This window comes from Amycolatopsis jejuensis (genome assembly GCF_000717335.1).
Classification (GTDB): Bacteria; Actinomycetota; Actinomycetes; order Mycobacteriales; family Pseudonocardiaceae; genus Amycolatopsis; species Amycolatopsis jejuensis.
On sequence record NZ_JNYZ01000035.1, the window covers coordinates 37,789 to 60,430 of the forward strand.

Annotated in this window: 21 protein-coding genes; 9 read left to right on the plus strand and 12 right to left on the minus strand. The window is 66.3% G+C overall.

The features are described from left to right. The first annotated feature begins 800 nt into the window (after positions 1-800). Positions 801-3,602, plus strand: a complete 2,802-nt coding sequence (locus tag OO71_RS50590; protein ID WP_033294678.1) for a TrlF family AAA-like ATPase — start codon at positions 801-803, stop codon at positions 3,600-3,602. A gap of 85 nt (positions 3,603-3,687) precedes the next feature. On the opposite strand, the gene OO71_RS36990 is transcribed toward OO71_RS50590, so the two are convergent. From OO71_RS36990 to OO71_RS37010, 5 genes are read right to left on the minus strand one after another with little or no spacing between them, the layout of a single operon-like run. Continuing rightward, positions 3,688-4,407 (minus strand): alpha/beta fold hydrolase, encoded by a 720-nt coding sequence (locus tag OO71_RS36990; protein ID WP_051792685.1) that lies wholly within the window; start codon positions 4,405-4,407, stop codon positions 3,688-3,690. A 1-nt stretch (position 4,408) separates the two neighbouring features. Then, positions 4,409-5,245 carry a bifunctional methylenetetrahydrofolate dehydrogenase/methenyltetrahydrofolate cyclohydrolase FolD gene (folD, locus tag OO71_RS36995; RefSeq protein ID WP_033294679.1) on the minus strand — a complete coding sequence of 279 codons (837 nt, stop codon included), beginning with the start codon at positions 5,243-5,245 and terminating at the stop codon, positions 4,409-4,411. Positions 5,246-5,269: 24 nt separating this feature from the next. Next, the gene (locus tag OO71_RS37000) at positions 5,270-6,661 is read right to left on the minus strand and encodes an aminomethyltransferase family protein (protein ID WP_033294680.1); all 1,392 of its coding nucleotides are present in this window, start codon (positions 6,659-6,661) and stop codon (positions 5,270-5,272) included. Between the two features lie 27 nt (positions 6,662-6,688). Continuing rightward, the gene (purU, locus tag OO71_RS37005) at positions 6,689-7,564 is read right to left on the minus strand and encodes a formyltetrahydrofolate deformylase (RefSeq protein ID WP_211260789.1); all 876 of its coding nucleotides are present in this window, start codon (positions 7,562-7,564) and stop codon (positions 6,689-6,691) included. Further along, a complete protein-coding gene (locus OO71_RS37010) occupies positions 7,564-8,424 on the minus strand; it encodes a methylenetetrahydrofolate reductase (protein WP_051792687.1) in 861 nt (286 codons plus the stop codon). Before OO71_RS37010 ends, purU begins: the two co-directional genes overlap by 1 nt. Positions 8,425-8,587: 163 nt before the next feature. Here OO71_RS37010 and OO71_RS37015 point away from each other — a divergent pair, with 163 nt between their 5' ends. Next, entirely contained in the window at positions 8,588-9,190 is a 603-nt protein-coding gene (locus OO71_RS37015) for a TetR/AcrR family transcriptional regulator (RefSeq protein WP_051792688.1), read from the plus strand. 4 nt (positions 9,191-9,194) lie between these two features. After that, positions 9,195-10,088: a LysR family transcriptional regulator gene (locus tag OO71_RS37020; protein WP_033294682.1), complete on the plus strand. Its 894-nt coding sequence runs from the start codon at positions 9,195-9,197 to the stop codon at positions 10,086-10,088. Here the strand turns inward: OO71_RS37020 and OO71_RS37025 are convergent. Genes OO71_RS37025 through OO71_RS37045 form a run of 5 tightly spaced genes read right to left on the minus strand, consistent with a single transcriptional unit; the run spans position 10,065 to position 15,077 of the window. Next, positions 10,065-10,826 (minus strand): 2-keto-4-pentenoate hydratase, encoded by a 762-nt coding sequence (locus OO71_RS37025; protein ID WP_051792689.1) that lies wholly within the window; start codon positions 10,824-10,826, stop codon positions 10,065-10,067. The two genes, OO71_RS37020 and OO71_RS37025, sit on opposite strands and share 24 nt — an antisense overlap. Continuing rightward, entirely contained in the window at positions 10,823-11,794 is a 972-nt protein-coding gene (locus tag OO71_RS37030) for a zinc-binding dehydrogenase (RefSeq protein WP_033294683.1), read from the minus strand. Before OO71_RS37030 ends, OO71_RS37025 begins: the two co-directional genes overlap by 4 nt. 26 nt (positions 11,795-11,820) lie before the next feature. After that, positions 11,821-12,729: an NADP-dependent oxidoreductase gene (locus OO71_RS37035; protein ID WP_033294684.1), complete on the minus strand. Its 909-nt coding sequence runs from the start codon at positions 12,727-12,729 to the stop codon at positions 11,821-11,823. A gap of 19 nt (positions 12,730-12,748) precedes the next feature. Then, entirely contained in the window at positions 12,749-14,104 is a 1,356-nt protein-coding gene (locus OO71_RS37040; protein WP_051792690.1) for an MFS transporter, read from the minus strand. A 25-nt stretch (positions 14,105-14,129) separates the two neighbouring features. Continuing rightward, positions 14,130-15,077, minus strand: coding sequence for an MBL fold metallo-hydrolase (locus OO71_RS37045; RefSeq protein WP_033294722.1), 948 nt, complete (start codon positions 15,075-15,077; stop codon positions 14,130-14,132). Between the two features lie 187 nt (positions 15,078-15,264). Between OO71_RS37045 and OO71_RS37050 the strand changes: the two genes are divergently transcribed. Together OO71_RS37050 and OO71_RS37055 are read left to right on the plus strand one after the other, a co-directional pair. Beyond that, positions 15,265-16,746, plus strand: a complete 1,482-nt coding sequence (locus OO71_RS37050; RefSeq protein ID WP_033294685.1) for a class I adenylate-forming enzyme family protein — start codon at positions 15,265-15,267, stop codon at positions 16,744-16,746. A 21-nt stretch (positions 16,747-16,767) separates the two neighbouring features. Continuing rightward, on the plus strand, positions 16,768-17,670 hold the full coding sequence (locus tag OO71_RS37055) for a fumarylacetoacetate hydrolase family protein (RefSeq protein WP_051792692.1): 903 nt from the start codon (positions 16,768-16,770) through the stop codon (positions 17,668-17,670). Positions 17,671-17,688: 18 nt separating this feature from the next. On the opposite strand, the gene OO71_RS37060 is transcribed toward OO71_RS37055, so the two are convergent. Together OO71_RS37060 and OO71_RS37065 are read right to left on the minus strand one after the other, a co-directional pair. Further along, positions 17,689-17,988, minus strand: coding sequence for a DUF1330 domain-containing protein (locus OO71_RS37060; protein ID WP_033294686.1), 300 nt, complete (start codon positions 17,986-17,988; stop codon positions 17,689-17,691). Positions 17,989-18,111: 123 nt separating this feature from the next. Beyond that, positions 18,112-19,245 carry a GAF domain-containing sensor histidine kinase gene (locus OO71_RS37065; RefSeq protein WP_051792693.1) on the minus strand — a complete coding sequence of 378 codons (1,134 nt, stop codon included), beginning with the start codon at positions 19,243-19,245 and terminating at the stop codon, positions 18,112-18,114. Positions 19,246-19,315: 70 nt separating this feature from the next. On the opposite strand from OO71_RS37065, the gene OO71_RS37070 reads away from it, so the two are divergent. The 4 genes from OO71_RS37070 to OO71_RS46755 all read left to right on the plus strand — a co-directional run bounded on the left by OO71_RS37070 (position 19,316) and on the right by OO71_RS46755 (position 22,630). Continuing rightward, entirely contained in the window at positions 19,316-19,936 is a 621-nt protein-coding gene (locus OO71_RS37070; protein ID WP_245633902.1) for a response regulator, read from the plus strand. 89 nt (positions 19,937-20,025) lie between these two features. After that, a complete protein-coding gene (locus tag OO71_RS37075; RefSeq protein WP_033294687.1) occupies positions 20,026-21,126 on the plus strand; it encodes an NAD(P)-dependent alcohol dehydrogenase in 1,101 nt (366 codons plus the stop codon). Further along, positions 21,123-21,263, plus strand: a complete 141-nt coding sequence (locus tag OO71_RS51805) for a hypothetical protein (RefSeq protein WP_211260791.1) — start codon at positions 21,123-21,125, stop codon at positions 21,261-21,263. The genes OO71_RS37075 and OO71_RS51805 overlap by 4 nt, the downstream gene beginning before the upstream one ends. Then, positions 21,212-22,630, plus strand: a complete 1,419-nt coding sequence (locus OO71_RS46755; protein WP_245633903.1) for a class I adenylate-forming enzyme family protein — start codon at positions 21,212-21,214, stop codon at positions 22,628-22,630. Before OO71_RS51805 ends, OO71_RS46755 begins: the two co-directional genes overlap by 52 nt. Positions 22,631-22,642: the final 12 nt, after the last annotated feature.

Sequence of the window (22,642 nt, forward strand, 5' to 3'; positions counted from 1 at the left end):
TGCTCCCGCCACATCGCTACCGTGAGGTTGTACTGTTGGTGCCCGGAACCTCAGGCTGAACGACCTCGTCGGGCTTTCGGCACGAGCGAACGTCGTGGGAAGTCAGGCAATCGTGTCCGAGTTCGGCCAACGGCGAAGGCTGGCCGACGAGCGCGCGGGCTTCGGGATGACTCCGCCCACGATGACAAGCGCAACAAGCGGACTGCCGGGACGACACGGCCACGCGACGTCGGCCCGGATGGCCCGCCAGGTTCCTGGCCGATTCCGATCAGGCAACAGCGCTTCAGCCGCCAATGTGGCGACGTCCTCGATGACCCAGGAGGATAGGTCGAGAGTCGACCGGATGGCTCCGCAGCCAGCATTTAGCCAACTCCAGGGAATTTCGCCAATCGAATTCCAGTCTCTCTCGTCGTGAGCCGGTTCTTCTCCGTAACAAGTGGTTCTTGCCGAACGATAAGGTCCAAGTTCCGAAAGGTCGGTGGTCGACTGCGTCCAGGTACATCACAACGAGCCACCGCTGCTCGGGGCTATTGGCGACCTCCCTTGGGACCGGACATCGCAGCTTGTGTAATAGGGCTATCACTGCACATGGAACTGGAAAGGAAATCTTGGAGGATCGCCCGACAGGTTGACGGCAACTAACTAATCAACCGGCAGTTTGACCCTGCAGCAAGTTGCCTTATTGAACCGTACGCCATGGTCATGCTTGTTGGCATAAGGAGGCCGAATATCTATGTCTACGACACGGTCGGGTAGCTCCGATCAACTGTGGCCTGAGAGGATGAACGAGACTGACAAGCATGCGTGACGATAGCGGCGCACACTTTTATCGATGCGACTTTCAGGTGCATTCACCCCGTGACGCCCAATGGAAAGGTCGGCGTCCGCGGACACTCGAAGATCGGAAATCATATGCGAGCAGATTTGTGGCAAAATGTCGTGCACTCGGGTTGGATGCGGTTGCGATCACCGATCACCATGACCTTGTCTTCGCACCACTGATCAGGGCTGCCGCTCAGCGCGAGACGGGCCCAGACGGTCGTCCGATTCCACTAGATCAACAGCTCGTCGTCTTCCCCGGTGTCGAACTTACCCTGGGAGTTCCGTGTCAAGCCCTGTTGATCCTCGACGCCGACATGCCGGATGATCGCCTCCCCCAGGTACTGGATGCCTTGGCCTGTGAGCAACACAATGAACAGGCCGGAAAGCTTCCCGACGTAAAACCACTCGAACACATCTCGAGCCTAAGCAAGCTATACGAGCTACTCAACCAACGAACTTGGCTCAAAGGCCGATTTATTGTACTACCAAATGTGACCGATAAAGGCCACCAAACACTCATGCGCCCTGGCATGCAATCGAAATACAAGGAAATGCCATGTGTAGGCGGCTACCTCGATGGCTCGGTCGCCAGTATCGGCACGGGTAACGCTCGGAAGTTCGCCGGCATGGACGCAGCGTGGGGCAGCAAGCCGCTTGCACTCTTCCAGACATCCGACAGCCGAAGCGACACACTAGAGGATCTCGGGAAATACTCAACCTGGGTCAAGTGGGCCGAACCAACGGCGGAAGCTTTGCGTCAGGCATGCTTGGGGTATCAGTCGAGAATCTCGCAGCAAATGCCCGAACTACCAAGTGTATTCATTTCCCGGATCAACGTCTCAAACAGCAAGTTTCTCGGCCCTATCGATGTAGCATTCAACTCCCAGTACAACTCGGTAATCGGAGGACGAGGAACCGGAAAGTCCACCATACTGGATTACCTTCGTTGGGGCCTTTGCGACCAAGCAGCTCAAGCAGGCGACGACGAACTTGCCGACCCAACAGTTCGTCGTGAAAAACTGGTAGAACAAACCTTGAAGCCCGTCTCTGGTCAGGTTGAGGTCTACTTCACAATCAACGAGATCCCACACGTTGTTCGACGAGACTCTGCAACCGGAGAGATTCTCCTCAAAGTTGGCGATGACGAATTCGAAAAGGTCCGAGAAAGCCACGTGCGCTCACTTCTTCCTATTCACGCGTACAGTCAGAAGCAATTGAGCAGCGTGGCCCTTCGAGTTGACGAACTCACACGTTTCGTCACCTCACCTGTCAAGCGAGATCTTGACGCAGTCGATCAAAGGATTTCAGAACTTGCTGGGCGAATTCGCGAGAACTATGCTAAGGTGCAGCGTGCACAACACCTGGACGTGACAATTAGGCAACAGAGACTCGCCAAAAGGTCACTTGCAGAACAAGCAGCCAACTTGCGCAACTCTCTCACTGACCTTTCACAAGATGATCGCATGGTGCTCGATTCCAAACCCGACTACGATCGCATCGGCCAGTCTTTACAGATCCAGGAACGTGATTTGCATCAGGTCAATGGTTCAGCTGCAGCTCTAATCAATGAATTGGAGCAGGTTTCACGAGGCCTCGAAGATCTGATCGATGCACCGGCACACCTTAATGATCTTGTGACGGCGGTACTCACCGCAAATAGATCCGCGATCGAAGGCCTGCACGAAGCTGTCGCGGCCGGAGCGACCGCATTCGCGCAAACCCAAGAAGCAGGCTCTACATCACAGCTAGCAAAAACGGCTCTAGAAAGAGAAATTTCCGATTTCGAAATTCGTTACGAAGAAGTGAAGCAACGTTCTACTTCCCATCAGACTCATCTAAAGGAGCTTGCCCAGATCGAAGCTCAGCGGAAGAGTGTAGCTGACCTCCTTCAACAGCACGAGCTTGACCGAAGGACCCTGGGCGATCCTAGAACTCTTCATTCCGAATTGCGATCTGAATTTGTAGCCCTATTTTGGGAACGGTCTTCGTTACTTTCGGAAGAATGCATTCGACTAACCAAGCTATCGCAGGGACTCTTACGCGCATCAATCAACCGCGGGCGAGGGATCAATGCCATCGAGCAAAAGTTTCGAGCGACCATTCAAGGGTCCGGGGTTCGCGGAGGACGGGTCGAGCAGCTTTTCTCAGGGCTTCGCGACGAGTCGGCCCCCTTGGCGACCTGGGAGGAGGTACTGAATGAAATCGAGTCAATTCTACTACTGGAAGCGGATGCCCAACATACTTCCGAGGCGACACCGAACCTAACTCGACTCGGCTTCCCAATCGCCGACCAGCACCGCATCAGAACCCAGATTACACCAGATTCGTGGCTCGATCTCTCACTCACACCCATAAGCGACGAACCCGTTTTTGAGTATCAAACAAAAGAGGAGGAGTTCATCGCCTTCAGTGCCGCATCAGCCGGCCAGCAAGCGACCGCATTGCTACGGGTCCTTCTTTCACAAACGGGAGCACCGTTGATCATTGACCAGCCGGAAGATGACCTCGACAGCCAGGTCATACAAGACGTCGTGGCACAGATCTGGAAGACCAAATCAGGACGGCAAATTGTTTTTGCAAGCCACAATGCCAACCTGGTGGTGAACGGTGATGCGGAACTTGTCGTCGCATGCGACTACCGGAAGGCAGGAGACCAGTCCGGCGGAAAAATCAGCTTGCAAGGCGCGATAGACGTCCCCGGCCTTCGGGACGAGATCACGAAGGTCATGGAAGGGGGTGAGAAGGCGTTCCGCCTTCGCAAGGAAAGATACGGCTTTTGAGGTACCACGCATATCTATCGAACTTGGTGTTCGGCGATGTGCGGCCGTGACGACCTCTGTATGTTATGTGCGTATGACACCACGCTCACCGGGGCCAGCGCGAAGTACGCCTCCGCGCGGCGATCCCGGTGAGTTCTGACGTTAGTTCCCCGGGATGGGTGATCATCGCGTCGTGGGTGGCGGCCAGTTCGCGCATCGTCCAGCCTTCGGTTTCCGCTAGCCGGGCGGATCCATCGACGCCGGGGAACAGCGGGGCGGTGCAGCGTAGGTAGGTGACAGGGACTCCCGCGCCCAGCGGACCTGGTGCGGGGAACGGGTCCAGGTAAGGCTGCAGGGGGTGCGGGGTCAGTCGGCGGGTCAGCCATGCGGCGTCGTCCGGGGTGGTTACGCCGAACATGGACGGTGGGGGTGGCGGCAGGAAAGGGCCGGTTGGGGTGCGTTCTTCCAGTGCGTCCGGGTTCAGGGCGGCGAAGCCGGAGGTGCCCGGTCTCGCGACGATGCCGTCCAGGACTACGACATGTGTGAGTCGCTGCGAGACGCGTGGGAGTGCGCCCAGAACTGGGAGGGCGCCGAAGCTGTGGCCCACCAGGATGGCGTCCGTTACTTCCTCCGCCTCGCAGGTGCCGACGACGTCGTCGATCATCGTCTGCAGGCCGACGGCGGGGGTCAGGAGGTGGGCTCGCTCGCCCAGGCCGGTGAGGGTCGGGGTGTGCACGGTGTGGCCTTGCGCCCGCAAGCGGTCGGACACTCGGCGCCAGCACCAGCCGCCGTGGTAGGCGCCGTGGACCAGGACGAAAACGGCCATGTCAGGGCTCCTGTCGGCGAGCTGCGTGGAGGGTGTTGGCCAGCAGCATCGCGATCGTCATGGGACCGACGCCGCCGGGGACCGGGGTCAGGAGACCGGCGATTTCGCGGACCTCGGGGAAGCGGACGTCGCCGTGCAGGCCAGCCCTGGAGCGGTGGATGCCGACGTCGATCACTGTTGCGCCGGGGCGGACGTGTTCCCGTCCGATCAGGCCGGGGATTCCGGCGGCCACGATCAGGATGTCCGCGGTCCGGGTTTCGGCGGCGAGATCCTTGGTGCGGGAATGGCACAGGGTGACCGTCGCGTCGCGGGTCAGGAGCAGGTGCGCCATCGGGCGGCCGACCAGGACCGAGCGCCCCACCACTACGGCCTTAGCGCCGGAGAGCGGGACTGCGTATTCGTCGAGGAGACGTTCGATTCCGGCGGGGGTGCAGGGGCGTAAGCCGTCGCGGCCTTGGGCCAGGCGGCCTGCGTTGCCCGGAGTCAGGCCGTCTACGTCCTTGTGCACGGGAATACGGTCGATGAGTGCGTCGGCGTCGAGGTGGCCGGGCAAGGGTAATTGCAGGAGGATGCCGCTGACGGCGGGGTCTTCGGCGAGGCGCGCCAGTTCCTCGTCGACCTGCTGCTGGGTCGCCGTGCCGGGGAGGCGCCGGTGGAAGCCGGCCATTCCCGCGGCGACACAGGCGCGGCGTTTGCTGCGGACGTACACCTCCGAAGCGGGGTCCTCACCGACCAGGACCGTGGCCAGGCCGGGCGCGGGCCCACCGGCCACCTTGGCCGCCACCTCCTGCCGGACTTTGGCGGCGACGGCCTTTCCGTCGATCAGCTCGGCGGTCATCGGCTCTCCTTCCACGGAGTGAACTCAGGCAATCCCGCTGCGCTGCATCCGTTGCACGGCACCGGCGAACGGCGCCGGGGCGACCGTCACGCGGATCTCCGTCTGCTCGTGTTTCTCGACCTGCGGCTTGCGTGAACCGCCATCCGGCTCGCCCCAGGTCAGGACCAGTTCAGTACCGATCTCCGCGTTGTCCGCACCGAGCATCGCGAGCGAAACCAGGTGCCCGTCGCTGTACCCGGCGTGGCAGGAAACTCCGGCGAATCCACCGGAAGTAGTCTGCACAGTGTCGAACTGGTTCCAGCCGTAATGACTGATCGGTAGCTCGATTGCCTTGTACCGCGGACCTTCGCCGAACTGCGACGCAAGCACCCGCACGACGTCGTCGCGGTTCCACACCAACGTTCGCTTGGTACGGCGGTCTTCCGCGCCGATCTTTTCCAGCGCGTCTCGCCCGATGAAATCGTGGTCGAATTTCACCACGCGTTCGTACCCGAGGTCGTACGGGGTCACGTAGTAATCCTCGATGTCCGGCGAACGGAAGCTGCCGGTGAGCTGAATCCGCGCTTCCCAGGACGTCGACGGAAGCCATTCGCGGAAGCCGCGCAGCTCTTCCCCGTTGTAAATACCCGGTACCGGATAAGGCATCCAGCCACTCGAGAACGGGGTGCTGTAATACGCCTGCGTTCCGGCCGGGACGAGCCCGTACTCCTCGCCCGCCGCGATCAGCGCGGACCGTACCACGTCGTGGTCCTCGAATGCGCCGGACAGTTCGACACCCTTGTACCCGGCCATTCCGTGGCGCAGGACAAGGACTTCCCGTCCGGCAATCGACACCTTGGCGGTGCGGAAGAACGGGATCGCGGGAGGCTCCCCATCGACCGCTGCCGCGAAAATGGCGCCCGCATTCGGGCCGTCGAGCTGGAACCGGAATCGTACCCGGCGGCCGGTGGGATTGTCGGTGGACTGGTCGTCGCGGACCACGGAAACGTCGTAACCGCCGGTTTCGGCATGGTAGTGCACCCAGTCGAGCGCGGGCATTCCGCTGACCAGTTCGAAACTCTGCTCGCCGAGCCGGTAAAGAATGCTTTCCCCGATCACGTGGCCGTCCGGCGTGCAGACGACGAACTGTTTGGCCCGATCGGCGGGAAAATTCGCGAAAGTGTTCACGCCGAGGCGTTCGAGCAGCTTGAGTGCGTCCGGGCCGTCGAGGAACAGTTCCGGCATGTTGTGGGTTTGCTGGAACAGCACGGCAGTTTCGCTCCAGGCACGTTGCTCGCCGCGCCAGTTGGAGTACGCGGGCGGGGTGAGCGCCGCTGCCCGGCCGCCGGCGGATTTGAACGTCGGCGCCTGGGTTTCGTGGTAGAAGTAGTCGACCAGGCCGGGCAGGCGGTCGACGAGATCTTGCAGCGACTGCATGGGAGTCCTTCCGGTAGCGGGGGCGGTTCAGAAAACGATCGTGCGGTTCTCCCATCGGACGACCCGGTCCTGGCTGTGCCAGAGTACGGCGCGGGCCAGCACCTCGCGTTCGACATTCGCCCCGCGGCGCACCATTTCCTCCAGGCTTTCCTTGTGCGACACGCGCACCACGTCCTGTTCGATGATCGGCCCCTCGTCGAGATCCTCGGTGACGTAATGCGCGGTCGACCCGATCAGCTTGACCCCGCGTTCCTGCGCCCGGCGGTACGGCCCGGCCCCGATGAACGCGGGCAGGAACGAATGGTGGATGTTGATCACCGGCACGTCGATCTCCTTAAGGAAGGTGCCGGACAGAATCTGCATGTACCGCGCGAGCACTACCAGATCGACATTGCCGGACAGCAGCTCGGCGATCCGGCGTTCCGCGTCGGACTTGTCCTTCCCGGCCGCGCTGGGCACGTGGAAGAACGGAATGTCGAAGAACCGCACGTCCTCGGCCACGTCGGGATGGTTGGAAATCACCATGCAGACGGAAATCGGCAGTTCCTGCCGCCGTTGCCGCCACAGCAGGTCGAGCAGGCAGTGGTCCGATTTGGACGCGAGGATCGCCACTCGCAACGGAACGGAAAGATCCCGTAACCGCCAGTGCAATCCCAGCTGGGTGCCTACGGTGGCAGCCAGATCCTCCTGCAGCGCAGGCAGAATCGCGGGCAGACCCGGAATGTGCACCACGGTGCGCTGGAAAAATGCGCCGCCTTCGGGATTGTCGCTGTGCTGGTCGAGCGCGACGATGTTCGCCTGATGCCGGGTCAGCACGGCGGCGACTGCGGTGACGATTCCCCGTTTGTCGTCGCCGTGCACGACCAGGCTCGCGTGATCCCGTAACAGGCCGATGTGTTCCATCATTCCGCCCTCGCAGTCCGGACCCATTCCGCAGTCGCGCGTACGCCGCCGAACGTGTAGAAATGCACGAGGATTTCGCCGTGCACTGCCGGGTCGATCGCGGATTGGAGATCGGCGATGAAGCGTGTCGGACCCGCCGTGCCGAGCAATCCGGTGAGCGAGAATCCGTACTTCTGCACCACACTTGCCGACGAGCTCACCCCGAACCGCTTGGCATACCGCAGCAATCGCTGTACCCCGGCCGGTCCAGGTACGCCGATGCGCACCGGAGCGTCGATCCCCTCGCCGCGCAACCGCTCGATCCACCGCACCACCGCGCCCGCGTCGAAGCCGAACTGCGTGGCGATGGCGTAGCTCAATTCCTGCGCCCGCAGGGCTTCCGTCTTGTCCCGAATGGCCTGCCACAACACCTCGTCCGGGATTTTCGGGTGCCCTTCGGGATACCCGGCGATGTCCACCGACCGCACGCCATACGCGGTGAGGTCGCCTCCGGTGAGCACGGCCAGCGAGTCCTCGAACGGCCCGGCCGGCTGCGCCGGATCACCGGCGACGACCACGACGTCCTCGGTGGCCCCGACCGCGGCCAGCGCCGCCAGGTAGCTGCCGAGTTCCTCGCGCGAAGCCAGGCGGCGGGCCGAAATGTGCGGGACCGGCCGGAAGCCGAGGTTCTTGATCACCTCCGCTGCGTGGACCCGGACCGAGGCGTCCTCGTTCGCCAGGAACGTGATGTTGACCCTCGTCCCGCGCGGGATTCCGGCCACCGCCTGCTGCAGGTCACGCAGGTCCTTGCCGGTGATCTCCAGGGAGAAGTCCTTCAGGAGACCCGAACCGGGGCTCGTATCGCACTCAAGTGGGCTCACGATGTCAACTCCTCGTCGGCGAACAGGCTCGGGAAAGGGGCGGATGGGCCCCGGTGGAAACTCAACCGGCTGGCCGCGCCTGTGTTGAGCAGAATAGGGGATGTCAGGAGACACGGCAACTGTCAGGCTGTACAGTCTCGGGAAAGCCAGCGAAGGAGGCGCGATGTCCGGGCTGCGAGACGAGCGCACACGGCAGAGCCGCGAGATGATCTTGTCCGCTGCGGCGGAACTGTTCGCCGAGCAGGGCTACCAGCAGACGTCACTGATCGACGTCGCCAACCGGTCAGGCGTCAGCCGAGGGTCCATTCCCTGGCATTTCGGGGACAAACAAGGACTTCTGGTCGCGGTCGTCGACCACATTTACGACGAAGCATCCTCGTCGCGGGCCGCGGCGCCGCTGCGGCCGGGCCCGGAAGGCGCGCACGACCTCGCCCACATGGCGACCCGGGCGATCCGCAGCCGCACGACGCAGCTGATGCTCGCCCTGCTGCTCGAAGCGAGCCAGCCCGAATCCCCCATCCACGAGTCGTTCATCAAGCTGCACGACAACTTCCGCTCGCACGTCAGCGAATGGGCGCGGCAGCCCGACGTCGCGTCGCTGCTTCCGGACGGGGTGAGCCCCGACGCGCTCGCGGTGATGGTCTTCGGCACCGTGATCGGGGTCAACCAGCAATGGAACCTCAGCCCGGACCGCGTCGACCTCACCGAAACCTACGAGGTCCTCACGCGCATGCTGCTGAGCCTCCTCGGCCGGCGAGACGGCTAGCGCCATGCCCCGGGTCAGCGCGGACGACTTCCTGATCCTGCTCGAGGTCGCGCGTGCCGGACGGTACACGCGCGCGAGCGAGACGCTCGGGCTCAGCCACACCACGGTCGCCCGCCGGATCGACTCGCTCGAACGGGCGCTCGGCGGCCGGGTGCTCATGCGGTCGACCTCCGGCTGGGACCTCACCCCGCTCGGACGGCAGGCCCTGCGCACCGCCGAACGCCTCGACGAAGCCCTGCACGAGCTGCGCAGCGGCGCCGACGAAACGCTGCTCGACGACGTCGTGCGGCTGTCCACCCCGGACGCGTTCAGCGTGCTCGTGGTGGCCCCGGCGGCCGCCCGGCTGCGCCGCCGACATCCGCGCCTGAGCATCGAGATCGTGTCGTCCACCCGCCCCGCCACCGTGCATCGCTCCGGGCTGGATTTGGAGGTGGTCGTCGGGGAACCTCGGGTGCTCCGGGCCGATGCGGTCAAGATCGCCTCCTATACTCTCGGTTTGTTCGGCTCCCGCGATTACCTTGCGGCACAAGGCACTCCGGCGTCGGTGCGGGATCTCACCACGCACGGGCTGGTCTACTTCATCCCGTCGATGCTGCAGATCGACGACCTCGACGTCGGCCGCCGCGTGGTGCCCGACATGCGCGAAGCGGTCACGTCCACCAATGTGTTCGCGCACGTGGCCGCCACCCGAGCGGGTGCCGGGCTCGGGTTGATCCCCACTTTCCTTGCGCGGCAACACGAAGACCTCATCCAGGTGATGCCGGACGAAATCACCGCGACAGTCGGCTACTGGCTCGTGACACGTGTCGAAGCCTTGCGAAGACCGGCTGTCGCAGCCACGGTCGCCGAACTGAAAGCCGTCGCCGCAACGCTTTTACCCGAGCGCGCCCCGGTCTGAGCCGACGATCGCAGTCAGCGGCCGGGCATTCTCGATCTCGCAGGTGACGACGTCGCCGGTTCGAATGGTCCGCGGCGGCGCGGCGGCGCCGGTGAGCACGACCTCGCCCGCGCGAATGTCGTTGCCCTGTCCGGTGACGGTGTCGACCAGCCAGACCAGGGCGTCACAGGGATCGCCGAGCGCGTTGGCTCCGAAACCCTCGGACGAAACGGCTCCGTTGATCCGCAGGACGACCCAGTGGTCCCGCAACTCCTCGGCACGCCAGCGTTCGAGAGGCTCGCCGAGCACGACGAATCCGGCGCATGCGAGGTCGGCGACCAGCTGTGCTTCCCCGGCAGCGGACACGTCGAGGAAACGGGAGTCCGGGATCTCGATGGCCGGGAGGACGTCCGACACGGCGGCCAGGACTGTTGCGCGGTCGTACCGGCGTCCGGCAGGCAGGTCCGCGCCGAACCCGAACGCGATTTCGGGCTCGGCCGAGGCCATCGAGGTCAGCGGCACCCGGTCGCCGTCCGCCCGGACCCCCGGCGCGAGCAATGGCCCGGCCAGCGGACCGGACACCCCGAGGTGCCGCTGCCCGGCGAGGCTGCTCGCTGCGACCTTCCACCCCGCCCGCGGCCCGGCCAGTTCGGTGAACGCCAGCTGGACCGGCCATGCCTCCTCCGCCGTGACCGGCAGCGGCCCACCAGGTACCCTCGACTGCCAGCGCCGCCACAATTCCGCGGCGAGGCCGCTCACGCGTTCGCCGAAACGGTCAGCACGATCTTGCCCAGATGTTCGTCCGCGGCAAGGACGTCCTGGGCTTCGAGGACGTCCGTCCAGGGCATGATGCGGTCGATCCGCGGGTCGAGCCGTCCGCCGTGCAGCGCCGCGGACAGATCAGCGCGGACCCCGGCGGCGATCGCGGCCTTCTCGGCGTTGTCCCGGGTGCGGAACGTGACGCCGACGATCTCCAACCGCTTGAATGCCAACGTTTCCAGGTCCAGCGAGCCGAGCGCACCACCGAGCCGCCCGACGCCCACAATGCGGCCCTTCACGGCTGCCGCGGCGACGTGCTGTTCGAGATAAGGACCGCCGACGTGGTCGACGATGACGTCCACACCGTGTCCGTCGGTGGCCGCCCGGATGGCGTCGGCGAAGGCACCCGAACCGGTCCCGACCACGGTGTCCGCGCCGAGTTCCTTGAGGAACTCCTCGTCCCGCAACGACCGCACCGCCGCGATGACCCGGCTCGCGCCGAGCTCGTTCGCGATCCGGATGGTGGCCTGCCCGACGCCCGACCGGGCCGCGTTGACCAGAACGGTCTCGCCGGGGATGAGCCGTCCCGCCGTGCGCAGCGCGTTGTGCCCGGTCATCAGCGCCAGCACTGCGGCCGCGCCCATTTCGAACGACCACGCGTCCGGCAAGCGGATCGGCAAGCGATCGTCGACGACCACCCGTTCCGCCAACCCGCCACCCACGATGGTCATCACGCGATCACCCGGCGCCAGCGCGGAATCCGCATCGGCTTCGAGCACGACGCCCGCGCAATCGAGCCCGGCGACGGTGCTGGCCCCGTGCGTCCCGCCTCGAGCGGCGAGATCCGCCCGGTTGACCGACGCGGCCCGGACCCCGATGAGGACCTGACCGGCCGACCGCTCCGGAGCCTCGATTTCGCGCAGCTGAATCGCCGGTCCCGGCCCCTGCGCGACCATCATCGCCTGCATGTGTTCCTCCCTTCCGGAAGGCCGCGTCAAGCGGCCATCCGCAACACAACCTTCCCCAGCGAGTGCCCGTCCTCGACCAGCGCGAGCGCGGCCTTGGCGTCCTCGAAGGGCCGGATTTCCGTCACCAGCGGATCGAGCGTTCCTGCCTCGACCCGCCGGACCAGCTCGGTCAGCACGCGCGTGCTGCGATCCCGCGTGACGTCCTGCCCGCCCAGCTCCCCGACCAACGGTTTGTCGGCGACCGACCGCAGCCGCGACTTGTCGGCCACGAGCTCGGCGACGGTCCGCAGCGCGTCGCCGCCGACCAGGTCGAACACGGCGTCGACGCCGTCCGGTGCGAGGGCGCGGAGCCGGTCGAGCACGCCGTCGCCGTACGCCACCGGGATTCCGCCGTACCGCCGCACGATCTCGTGCTTGGCCGGGCTGGCCGTCCCGAGCACCCGCAGTCCCTGGTCCCGGGCGAGCTGCAGCATCGGAATCCCGACCCCGCCGCCCGCGCCGTTCACCAGCAGCGTCGCGCCCGCCGGGAGCGCGAGGCCCTCCAGCGCGTCCCACGCCGTCCCCGCCGCGACCGGCAGGGATGCCGCCAGCTCGGGGCTCACCGCGGGAGGCCGGTGCGCGGCAAAGGAAGCCGTGACGATGGCCTCCTCCGCCCATCCGCCGACCATGCCCGGGCAGCCGCCGAAAACCTCGTCCCCCACGGCGAATCCACTCACGCCCTCGCCGACCGCGGTCACGGTTCCGGCGACCTCGCGGCCCAGCACCGCCTGCCCGGCGGTGCCGTACGAGCCCTCCCGCAACCGCCAGTCCCCCGGATTCACCCCGGCCGCCCGCACCCGGACCCGAAGCTCGTCCGGCCCCGGCTCGGGCACTCCGACCTCCAGGAACGCCTCGTTGTCCGGCCCGCCGACCTGGGTGAATCCGTACGCCCGCATGTTCGTCCTCCATCGCTGCTCATCCGGCATGAGCAGCATCGCCCGTGCGGCTGGACGTGTCGTCGGCGGGTCGGGGCCCGGCGGTGCGACCCAGGTACAGCGGGAGTTTCGCGACCACTACCGCCGCGACGACCGAGACGCCCACTCCGACCAGCGCGAGGTACATCGGCGCGCCGACGCCCAGCAGCGAGATCAGGCCGACCATGACCAGCCCCAGCACCCCGCCGATGGAGGCGATGACCAGGTTGTACGACAGCGAGTAGCCGGTCTGGCGGACCTCCGCGGGATACAGGGACGACACCAGGCCGGGCACCATCGCGATGGACGCGCCGGACCCGATCGCGCCCGGCAGGCCGATCCAGTAGACGAGGCTCGACCCGGCCGGGAGCCCCGGCAGCACCACGAGCAGCAGCACGGACCCCGCGGCCGAGATCGCCGCCGCGCAGAGCAGCGCCCGCCGCCAGCCGAAACGGTCGGCGACCCGGCCCCACACCGGCATCAGCACGAGCGCCCCCGAAATCGACACCAGGCTCGTCATGAGGGCTTTCGTCGGCGAAATGTGCAGGGAATGCTGGAGATACGTCGGCCAGAAACCGATGTAGGCGGTGTTGCCGATGACGAGCGTCGACACGATTGCCGCGCCGAACAAGGCCGCGCGACGGTGGTTCCTGAACACCTCGCGCACCGGGCTCTTCTGAACGGTGCGCTCGGACGCACTGAAGACCGGCGTTTCGTCGAGCTTGCGGCGCAGATACATCGACACGACACCGAGGACTCCGCCGACGAGGAACGGCAGCCGCCACGCCAGGTCGGGCATTCCCGGCGTCAGGTTCGCGGCGATGACCCCGCTCAGGAAAGCGACCCCGGCACCGCACAGCTGCCCGATGAAGGTCACCATCTGCTGGAATGATCCGGCTCTCGCGACACCGCCACGAGGAGCGTGTTCGGTCACGAAAACCGCCGCCGCGGGGACTTCACCGCCCATCGCGCAGCCCTGGATCGCCCGCATCAGGATCAGCAGGATCGGGGCTGGCCAGCCGATCTGCGCGTAGGTCGGCAGGAGACCGGTGGCGAGCGTGGCCGCGGACATCACGATCACGTTGAGCACGAACAACCGTTTCCGGCCGACCTGATCCGCAATGCGCGCAATGAGAATTCCGGCGACGGGACGGATCAGGAAACCGATGGCGTAAATCGCGAAAGTCTGGGCCAGCCGGAGCGTTTCGGACGATCCGGAGGGCAGGAAGTCCTTGCTGATCAGGGTCGCGACGTAGAGGTAGACGACGAGGTCGTAGTTCTCGAGACCGACCCCGAGCGAGCCGAGGCGGATGTTCCGCCGGATCCGACGCTGTTCGGACTGTGGCGAGAGCACCATTGCAACACACCCTTGAGTCGAAGAGTCAGTACGCGTCGTGCGCGAGCACGGTTTCCATGACCTCGTGGTACGGCACCTGCTCGCCGTCCGGATCGAGCTCCCGGTACACCGCGTTGATCGCCTGGAACACCCGCGAACCGTGCGCCCAGAGCCGGTACCTGCCGAGGTCGATGCTCTTGAACGCCTCGAACGACGTGTCCCCGGCGGCAAAGCGCGCCGAAGCGTGCTCGTGCACCATGGTCAGGTAGTCGCAGAGGTCGCGGATCCCCGTGCGCTCGGCCGCGGAGCCGTGCCCGGAGACCACCACCGCGGGGTCGAGCGAGAGGATCAGCTCGCACGCGGCGACCACATTGGACAGCGGACCGGTCCACACCATCGGCGTCGTGCGGTGGAACACGATGTCCCCGGCGAACACGACCCCGTGCTCCGGCACGTGCACGAGAACGTCGCCGGTGGTGTGCGCCGGACCGACCGGGATCAGGTCGACCTGGATTCCGCCCACGGTCAGCGACTTCGACGTGGAAACGGTGTCGGTCGGGAAGACCGGCCGCCAGCCGGTGTAGTCGAACATGTCGGCGCGCCACGTGAGGAAATTGCGCAGGGCCGGTCCGGGCGCGGCTTCGGCGGTCTTGCGGATGATCCGCGGATCGCGCCGGAGTTCGCGCATTTGCGCGGCCGCCTCCTCGGTGGCGAAAATCCGCGCCTCCTCGAAAAGCAGATTGCCGAACCAGTGGTCACCGTCGGCGTGCGTGTTGACCACGGTGGTGATTTCGCGGGGACCGGCCACCTCGCGCACCGCGTTCCGCAGGTTCCGCGCCCGGGGCACGTCGTTCTGGGTGTCGACGACGAGCACTTCGTCGCCCGCCACCACGATGCCCGAGTTGGCGAGTCCCCAGCTCCCCGGCGGCTCGAACCAGGCGTAACACCCGTCGGCGATCCGGTTGAGCCCGGTGGTGTACGGCGTCGCTGCCACGGTTTCCTCACCTTCGATCCGGTGCAGAAGCACAGAGAACCTGGCTGAAGCCTGTGCCACGCGACGGCGCGCCGCAATGACGTCTTGCGTGCCTTGGATGTGCAGCAATGCACATCTGCAGTTCTGCACACCGGCAGCACGAAAGACGTCATTGCCGGTGCGTTTCCGCGCCATCCATGCTGGGCGCGTGAGCACCTTCGACGAGGTATGGCGGCGTACTGTCGGCGAGCACGGCGACCGGCCGTTCCTGCTGTTCCGCGAGGAGTCCGGCACGACCACCCGGTGGACCTATGCCGAGTTCGAGGACGTGGTCGCCCGCGTGGCCGGGACCCTCGCGGAGTCGGGGGTGACACCGGGTTCCGCCGTGCATCTCGTCCTGCGCAACTCGCCGGTGTTCGTGGCGGTGTGGCTGGCGGTGGCCCGGCTCGGCGCCTGGATGGTGCCGGTCGACCCGGCGTCGTCGACCCGCGATCTCCGCAGCCAGCTCCGCCGGGTCCAGCCGGTCTTGTCGGTGGTGGCAGCCAGCCGAACTGCTTTGCCGGAAGGTGCCGTGGCGATAAAGGTTTCCGAGACTGCGTCCGATGTGGACCGGAATTCACCACTCCTGCGCGGCGCACCTCTCGCTGCCGGTCCGGCGACCCCTGATGCCCGGCTCGCGGTGATGTTCACGTCGGGTACGACGTCGGAACCGAAGGGCGTCGAGCTGACCCAGGCCAACTATGCCCAGGTCGCGACGGCAATGGCGACCGGACTCCGCCCCGAGCACCGATGGTTTGTCACGCTGCCGCTCTTTCATGCCAACGCGCAGTACTACTGCTTTGCGCCCGCGATCCGCGCGGGCGCGAGCGTGGCCCTGACGGCGTCGTTCTCGGCGTCGGCCTGGGTACCTGTGGCACGCGAACTCGGCGTGACGCATGCCAGCCTGTTCGCTGCCCCCATCCGGATGATCCTGGCTCGCTGTCCGGAGATCGAGCCGCTCGCGCTTAAGCACGTCTGGTTCGCGCAGAGCCTGGGCGTCGAGCATCACCGCGCGTTCGGCAAGCTCGTGGGCACGCTGCCGCGCCAGCTTTACGGGATGACCGAGACCGTTGCGATCGTCACCGCCGACGACCGAAATCCGCCGGTGCACGACGTCATCGGCCCGCCGGTGCGCGAGATCCGGCTGGTCGACGACGGCCGCGACGTCCCGGACGGGACTCCCGGCGAGATCTGGGTCCGCGGCGAACGCGGCCGGGACCTGTTCGCCGGGTACCTCGACGCGCCCGAACTCAACGCCGCGGCCTTCACCCCGGACGGCGACCACGTCTGGTTCCACACCGGTGACCTGGCCGTGCGGGACGACGGTGCGCTGCGCTTCGTCGGCCGGGTCGACGACGTGATCAAGGTGTCCGGCGAGAACGTCAGCCTCACCGAGGTCGAAGCGGCCGCCGCGCAGGCCCCCGGGGTGCTGGAGGTCGCCGTGGTCGCGCGGCCCGATCCGGTGCGCGACCAGGTACCGGTCGCCTATGTCGTACCCAAGGACAAGGCCGCTCCACCGACACCGGCCGAGCTGGAGAACTGGGCCGTGGGCAATCTTCCGCCCGCTGCCCGCCCGCGCGCTTGGCATCTCATCGGCGAGCTTCCCCGCACGAGCGTGGGCAAGGTCCGCCGTTTCCGTATCCCGCAATGATTGTGCCGAAAGGATTCCTCGATGAAGCTGGTCCGGGTCCGCGCACGCGGCGAGTCTCGCTTCGCGTTCGTCGAAAGCGACGACCGATTCCGCCTGCTGCCGCCGAACCTGAGTCTCGCCGACGCGCTCCGCTCCGAGCCCGGCGGTGAGACCGTACCCGCTGGTGAATGGGAATTACTTGCCCCGGTGCCAAGTCCGGCGAGCCTGCGCGACTTCGTCGGCCACCTGCAGCACATCCGGAACACGCGGCGCAGCCGGGGTGTCGTCGATCCCCTGCCACCGGAATGGGCCGCGCGTCCCGCGTTCTATTTCGCGAATCCGCACTCCCTGCATTCGTGCTCTGCCGACATCGCGATTCCGGCCGGGAGCAAGGCGTTCGACTTCGAATTGGAAATCGCCGTGGTCGTCGGAAAAGGTGGTCGCGACCTCACCCTCGCCGAGGCAGGCGAGGCAATCGCCGGATACGTCCTGTACTGCGACTGGAGCGCCCGTGACATCCAGACCGAGGAGCGCGCCATGCAAATCGGGCAGGGCAAAGGGAAAGACTCGGCCATTTCCCTCGGTCCGTGGATTCTGCCCGCTGCGGACGCCGCGCCGTTCGTGCGTGCCGACGGCCTCGACTTCCCGGTCAGCGTGCAGGTCAACGGCGAGGAGGTGACCGCCCCGGGGACGCGGTACGCCGGGATGGACTGGACCTTTTCGGAACTCGTGGCGTACGCGTCGGCCGGGGTCGATCTGGTACCCGGAGAGGTGATCGCGGCGGGCACGGTCCCCACTGGGTGCCTGCTGGAACACTCCGGCGCCGACGATTTCCGCGGCTGGCTCGCCCCGGGCGACGAAGTCCGCCTCTCCGCCGGGCCGCTCGGCGAAATCACCAGCACGATCCTGCCCGGGGTCCCGCTCGCCGCGTGGCGCCGACCTTGAGTAAACCCCCGTCGTCGGCTAATGCGGCTCGGCAAATCCGTCCGCGAGCAGCAATTGCGTATCGGCAGTCCGTTGCCGGACGCCGCGCAGCGGCGCATAGCGATCACTGGTGTACCAGCGGCGCGCCTGCTCGAGGTCGGCGAATTCGATGAGGACGAACCGGTTCGGCCGCCAATCGCCTTCCAGGGAAACGGTTTCGCCGCCCTTGACGAGATACCGGCCGCCGAACTCGGCGGTGAGCGGCGGCGAGTCGCGCCGGTATTCCTCGTAGTTCTCCGGGTCGTGGACCGCGATGTTGGCGATGACGAACGCAGGCATCGAGCCTCCATTTTGTACTAGCACGTACTTACTTTGTACTGGATAATTAAAACATGCACGAGTGTGCCGCGCCAGCGGTTCTTTCCACGCCGCGCGGAGCCCGGACCGGGGATCTGGCCGGAATCACCGTGGAATGCGGGCCCGCCACCGAGTTCCGCCGTCCGGATTCGCCTGGACGTCCAGCGCTCCCCCGATCGCCCCCAGCGCATGCGCCGACCCGGCCAGCCCGATCCCCGCGGTGGCCGGATCGGGGTCGAACCCGGTCCCGTCGTCGGTCACCGCAATGACCACCTCGTTCTCGGTGGCGGACAAGGTCACCGCAACCGACTGCGCAGCAGCGTGTTTCTCGACGTTGTGCAGGGCTTCGCGCACTGCGCGGGTGATCGGTTCGAGTACTTCCCGGCTCAGCGGCGGGAGATCGCCGAGGGTGAGCACGTGTGTCTGTATTGCCGTTCGTTCTTCGAGCGCCCGGCATTCGGCGTGCACGGCGGCGGTCAGGGCGAGTTCCGTCGGAGAAGCGTGCAGGGCGCGAAGGGCATCGCGCAGGAAACGGGATGCCTCGGCGGTTTGTGCTTCCAATGCGGTGATCCGGTCGGCGGTTTCCGGCGCCGAGGGTTCGCGTAGGCCACGCAATCCGCTGCCGATCGCGTACAGCAGCGCGCCGACCGTGTCGTGCAATTCCAATGCGACCCGACGTCGTTCCTCGTGCACGGCGAGTTCGGCCGCGTGTCGCGCGCGTTCTGCTGCGGTGACCGCGAAAGCGGCGCTGTTGGCGGCGGCCACGACCTGCTCGATCGCCCGGTCACCGAACGCACCGGCCTTGCGGGCGCCCGCGGCCAGCACACCGAGGGTCCGGCCGTCGTGCACGATCGGGATCGCGATCAGCCGCTGGATGCTTTCGGCCTGGATGTGCCGGTCGAACTCGTGCGTGATGGACGGCGCCGTGGCGTACTCGTTCACCCAATCCATTGCCGCGTGCTCGTACACCTTCCCGGTGAGCCCCGACCCGGACGGCACCGGCAGCCCGGTGAGCAGGTCGGTGCGGGTGCCCGCGGTGACGCCGATGGTCAGGTCCGGCCCGTCCCCCGGCTCGCCTGCCCAGGCCACGTCCAGCACCCCGGATTCGATCAGCCGCGCAACCGACTGCCGCAGCGCCGCATGCCGGTCGGCGACCGTGAGCGACTCCCGGTAGAGCCGGTCCAGCCCGGCGAGCGTGGTCAGAACAGCGTTCAGATCGGTGAGTTCTCCACGGTCCATCCCGCCACACTCCACATTCGGCTACCCGCGAATGTACGCGCGACACTACGATGCACGCGAGAGGAGCAGCGTGGACATCACGAATGGCGAACCGGTGCGCGTGCTGGTGGTCGACGACCATCCGGTGGTCCGGGACGGGGTCACGGCCCAGCTCGGCGCCGCGCGCAGCTTGCGCGTAGTCGGGTATGCCGGCTCCGCCGCGGACACCCTGCCCGCCGCGCGCGAGCTCCGTCCCGACGTGGTCCTGCTCGACCTGCGCCTCGGCGGAACCCTCGCGCCGGAGATCATCCCGGACCTGCTCCGAGCGCTACCGGGCGTGAAAGTCGTGCTGTTCACCGCGTATCCCGAACACGCCGGTGTGCAGGCCGCCGTCGACGCCGGGGCGCACGGGGTGCTGATCAAGGACGCCGCCCGCGGCGATCTCGTGCACGCCATCCTCACCGTCGCGCGCACCGGCGCACTGCCCACCGTCGTCACCGGTGAGAACGGCGCGCCCAGCCAGGTGATCGCGCCGCGCGAGTACGAGCTGCTCCGGCGCGTCGCACTGGGGCAGAGCAACCCGGAAATCGCCGCAGCGATGGACATTTCGCGCAACACCGTGAAGAGCTACCTGCGCAGCGTCCTGCAGAAACTCGGTGCCCGCAACCGGGTCGAGGCGATCGCGCGGGCCAGGGAACTCGGCCTCCTCTGACCCCGGCACGCCCAGGTGGGGGTGCCGGGCCTGCTGCCCGCCGGGGCACGATGTGCTCGCTCTGCACCCGTGACCTGCGAGGAGCGTCGATGAAGACGACCGCCGCCGTACTCCGCACCGCCGGAGCCCCCCTGTCCCTGGAAGAGGTCGACGTCGAGGACCCGCGTGCCGGAGAGGTGCAGGTGCGGCTGGTGTCGTCCGGGGTGTGCCACACCGATCTCGGCGTGATCGCCACCGCGGCCGCCGAACAGCTGCCGGTGGTTCTCGGGCACGAGGGCGCGGGTGTCGTCGAGGCGGTGGGCGACGGGGTGGCCGGTGTCGAAACGGGCGACCACGTGGTGCTGACCTACAATTTCTGCGGCGGCTGCGACAATTGCCGCGCCGGGGTGATGGTGCACTGCCGTGATTTCGTCCCGTTGAATCTCACCGGTGCGCGGCTCGACGGGTCCAGCCCGTTCTCCTCGGGCGGCGGCAATGTGTTCGGGCACTTCTTCGGCCAATCTTCCTTTGCCCGTAATGTGATCGCGACCGAGCAGAACGTGGTGAAGGTGGACCCGGCGCTGCCGCTGGAACTGCTCGGACCACTGGGCTGCGGCGTGCAGACCGGCGCGGGTGCGGTACTCAACACGCTGAACCCCGAGCCCGGGTCCGGCATTGCCGTGTTCGCCGCCGGGTCCGTGGGGCTGAGCGCCATCATGGCCGCAGCGGCCGCCGGGTGCGCCACGATCATCGCGGTGGACCCCCAGCCGCAGCGGCTCGACCTCGCCCGCAAACTCGGCGCCACCCACGTGATCGACCCCGGCGAAACCGATCCGGTCGCGGCGATCCGCGAAATCACCGGAACCGGTGCTCGTTATTCGGTGGACTGCCTCGGGCTTTCGTCGACCGTGCGGCAGGCACTGGAATGCCTGCAGTCGCCGGGAACCTGTGTGAGCGTCGGATTCCAGGGCATGACCAACGAGCTCACCATCGACCAGGGGCACCTGCTGTTCGGGCGGACGCTGATCGGGGTGATCGAGGGGGATTCCGTACCGGCACAGTTCCTTCCGCGGATGATCGAACTGTACCAGGCGGGCTCGTTCCCGTTCGACAAACTGATCAGCACGTTCCCGTTCGAGCAGATCAACGAAGCCGTCGAAGCGGCACACCACGGCAAGGTGGTCAAAGCCGTGCTGACGTTCGAATCGTGAGCACCATGGCCGCGGTGAACGAGATTCTGCCGCGCAGCGCCGCGCGGTTCGGGGACAAGATCGCGCTGGTCACCCCCACCGGCAGCTGTCCTACGCCGAACTGGACCGGGAGTCCGGCAGCGTCGCGGCTTCCCTGATCGCACAGGGAATCCGTCCCGGCGACCGGGTCTCGCTCTATTCGCAGAACCGGTGGGAATGGGTCGTCGCATATCACGGCGCGCTCAAAGCCGGGGCCGTCGTGAATCCGATCAACGTGATGCTCACCCCGGAAGAAGTGGGCTACGTCCTGCGCGACTGCGGGTCGGCGGCGCTGTTCGCTTCCGCAGGTAAACTGGCCACCCTGGGCGAGGAAACCGCCACCCTGAAGACCGTGCTCTCGTTCGACGGTCCGTCCTTTGCCGAATGCCTTGAAGCTGACCCTGTTCCGCCGGTCGACGTCGATGCCGGACAACCGTCGACCATCGGGTACACCTCGGGTACCACCGGCCGTCCGAAAGGTGCCGTGCAATCGCATCGGGCGGTGCTGCGGAACTGCGAATCGACCGCCGCCATGCACGGCCGGTCCGAAGTGGACACGGTGCTCACCGCGCTCCCGGCCCCGCATGTCTACGGCAATGTGGTGATCAACAGTACATTCCTCGTCGGCGGAACCGTTGTGCTGATGGAACGGTTCGACGCCGGTGCCGCGCTCGAACTCATCGAAAAGCACCACGCGACGATGTTCGAAGGCGTACCGGTGATGTACTCGATGCTGCTCGCGCATCCGGGGCTCGGTACCGCCGGCCTGTCCACGGTGACCCGCTGCACTGTCGGCGGGCAGACCATCGCACTGTCCACAATAGAACGCTGGGAGAAGGTCAGCGGGGCCCGGCTCATCGAACTGTGGGGCATGACGGAGCTGTCCGGCCTCGGCACCACCCATTGGCTCGACGCCGCACCCTGCCCCGGTTCGATCGGAGTTGCCCTTCCCGGCACGGAAATCCGGGTCGGAGACTTGACAAACCCCGTGCAGACTGCACCCCCGGGTACCCCCGGCGAGCTGCTCGTGCGCGGCGACCTGGTGATGCTCGGCTACTACGGCAACGACGAGGCCACCGCGAACACGATCGACGCCGACGGCTGGCTGCACACCGGAGATGTCGCGTATGCCGACGAAGCCGGGCACTTCTTCATCGTCGACCGGCGGAAAGACATGATCATCACTGCGGGGTACAACGTGTACCCCGCGGAGATCGAACGCGTGCTCGCCGCCCATCCCGCGGTGGCGATGGTGGCCGTGGGACCCGTTCCCGACGAGGTCAAGGGCGAAACCGCGCGAGCGTACGTCGTGCGCGCCGAAGGCGTTGCGGCAACAGCGGAAGAGCTCATCGACTACTGCCGCGGGAACATCGCCGCGTACAAGGTACCGCGATCCGTGCGGTTCGTGACCGCTCTTCCGCAGACGTCCACCGGCAAGATCATGCGCCGGGAGCTGGCCCGCTCCACGGTGGAGGACTTCCGGTAGAGTCGGTGCCCT

Bases quoted from the DNA above. Each gene is read 5' to 3' on its own strand.
- OO71_RS50590 (WP_033294678.1), top strand. From the start codon at position 801: ATGCGTGACGATAGCGGCGCACACTTTTATCGATGCGACTTTCAGGTG.
- OO71_RS36990 (WP_051792685.1), bottom strand. From the start codon at position 4,407: ATGGCCGTTTTCGTCCTGGTCCACGGCGCCTACCACGGCGGCTGGTGC.
- folD (WP_033294679.1), bottom strand. From the start codon at position 5,245: ATGACCGCCGAGCTGATCGACGGAAAGGCCGTCGCCGCCAAAGTCCGG.
- OO71_RS37000 (WP_033294680.1), bottom strand. From the start codon at position 6,661: ATGCAGTCGCTGCAAGATCTCGTCGACCGCCTGCCCGGCCTGGTCGAC.
- purU (WP_211260789.1), bottom strand. From the start codon at position 7,564: ATGGAACACATCGGCCTGTTACGGGATCACGCGAGCCTGGTCGTGCAC.
- OO71_RS37015 (WP_051792688.1), top strand. From the start codon at position 8,588: ATGTCCGGGCTGCGAGACGAGCGCACACGGCAGAGCCGCGAGATGATC.
- OO71_RS37020 (WP_033294682.1), top strand. From the start codon at position 9,195: ATGCCCCGGGTCAGCGCGGACGACTTCCTGATCCTGCTCGAGGTCGCG.
- OO71_RS37030 (WP_033294683.1), bottom strand. From the start codon at position 11,794: ATGCAGGCGATGATGGTCGCGCAGGGGCCGGGACCGGCGATTCAGCTG.
- OO71_RS37035 (WP_033294684.1), bottom strand. From the start codon at position 12,729: ATGCGGGCGTACGGATTCACCCAGGTCGGCGGGCCGGACAACGAGGCG.
- OO71_RS37040 (WP_051792690.1), bottom strand. From the start codon at position 14,104: ATGGTGCTCTCGCCACAGTCCGAACAGCGTCGGATCCGGCGGAACATC.
- OO71_RS37055 (WP_051792692.1), top strand. From the start codon at position 16,768: ATGAAGCTGGTCCGGGTCCGCGCACGCGGCGAGTCTCGCTTCGCGTTC.
- OO71_RS37060 (WP_033294686.1), bottom strand. From the start codon at position 17,988: ATGCCTGCGTTCGTCATCGCCAACATCGCGGTCCACGACCCGGAGAAC.
- OO71_RS37065 (WP_051792693.1), bottom strand. From the start codon at position 19,245: ATGGACCGTGGAGAACTCACCGATCTGAACGCTGTTCTGACCACGCTC.
- OO71_RS37075 (WP_033294687.1), top strand. From the start codon at position 20,026: ATGAAGACGACCGCCGCCGTACTCCGCACCGCCGGAGCCCCCCTGTCC.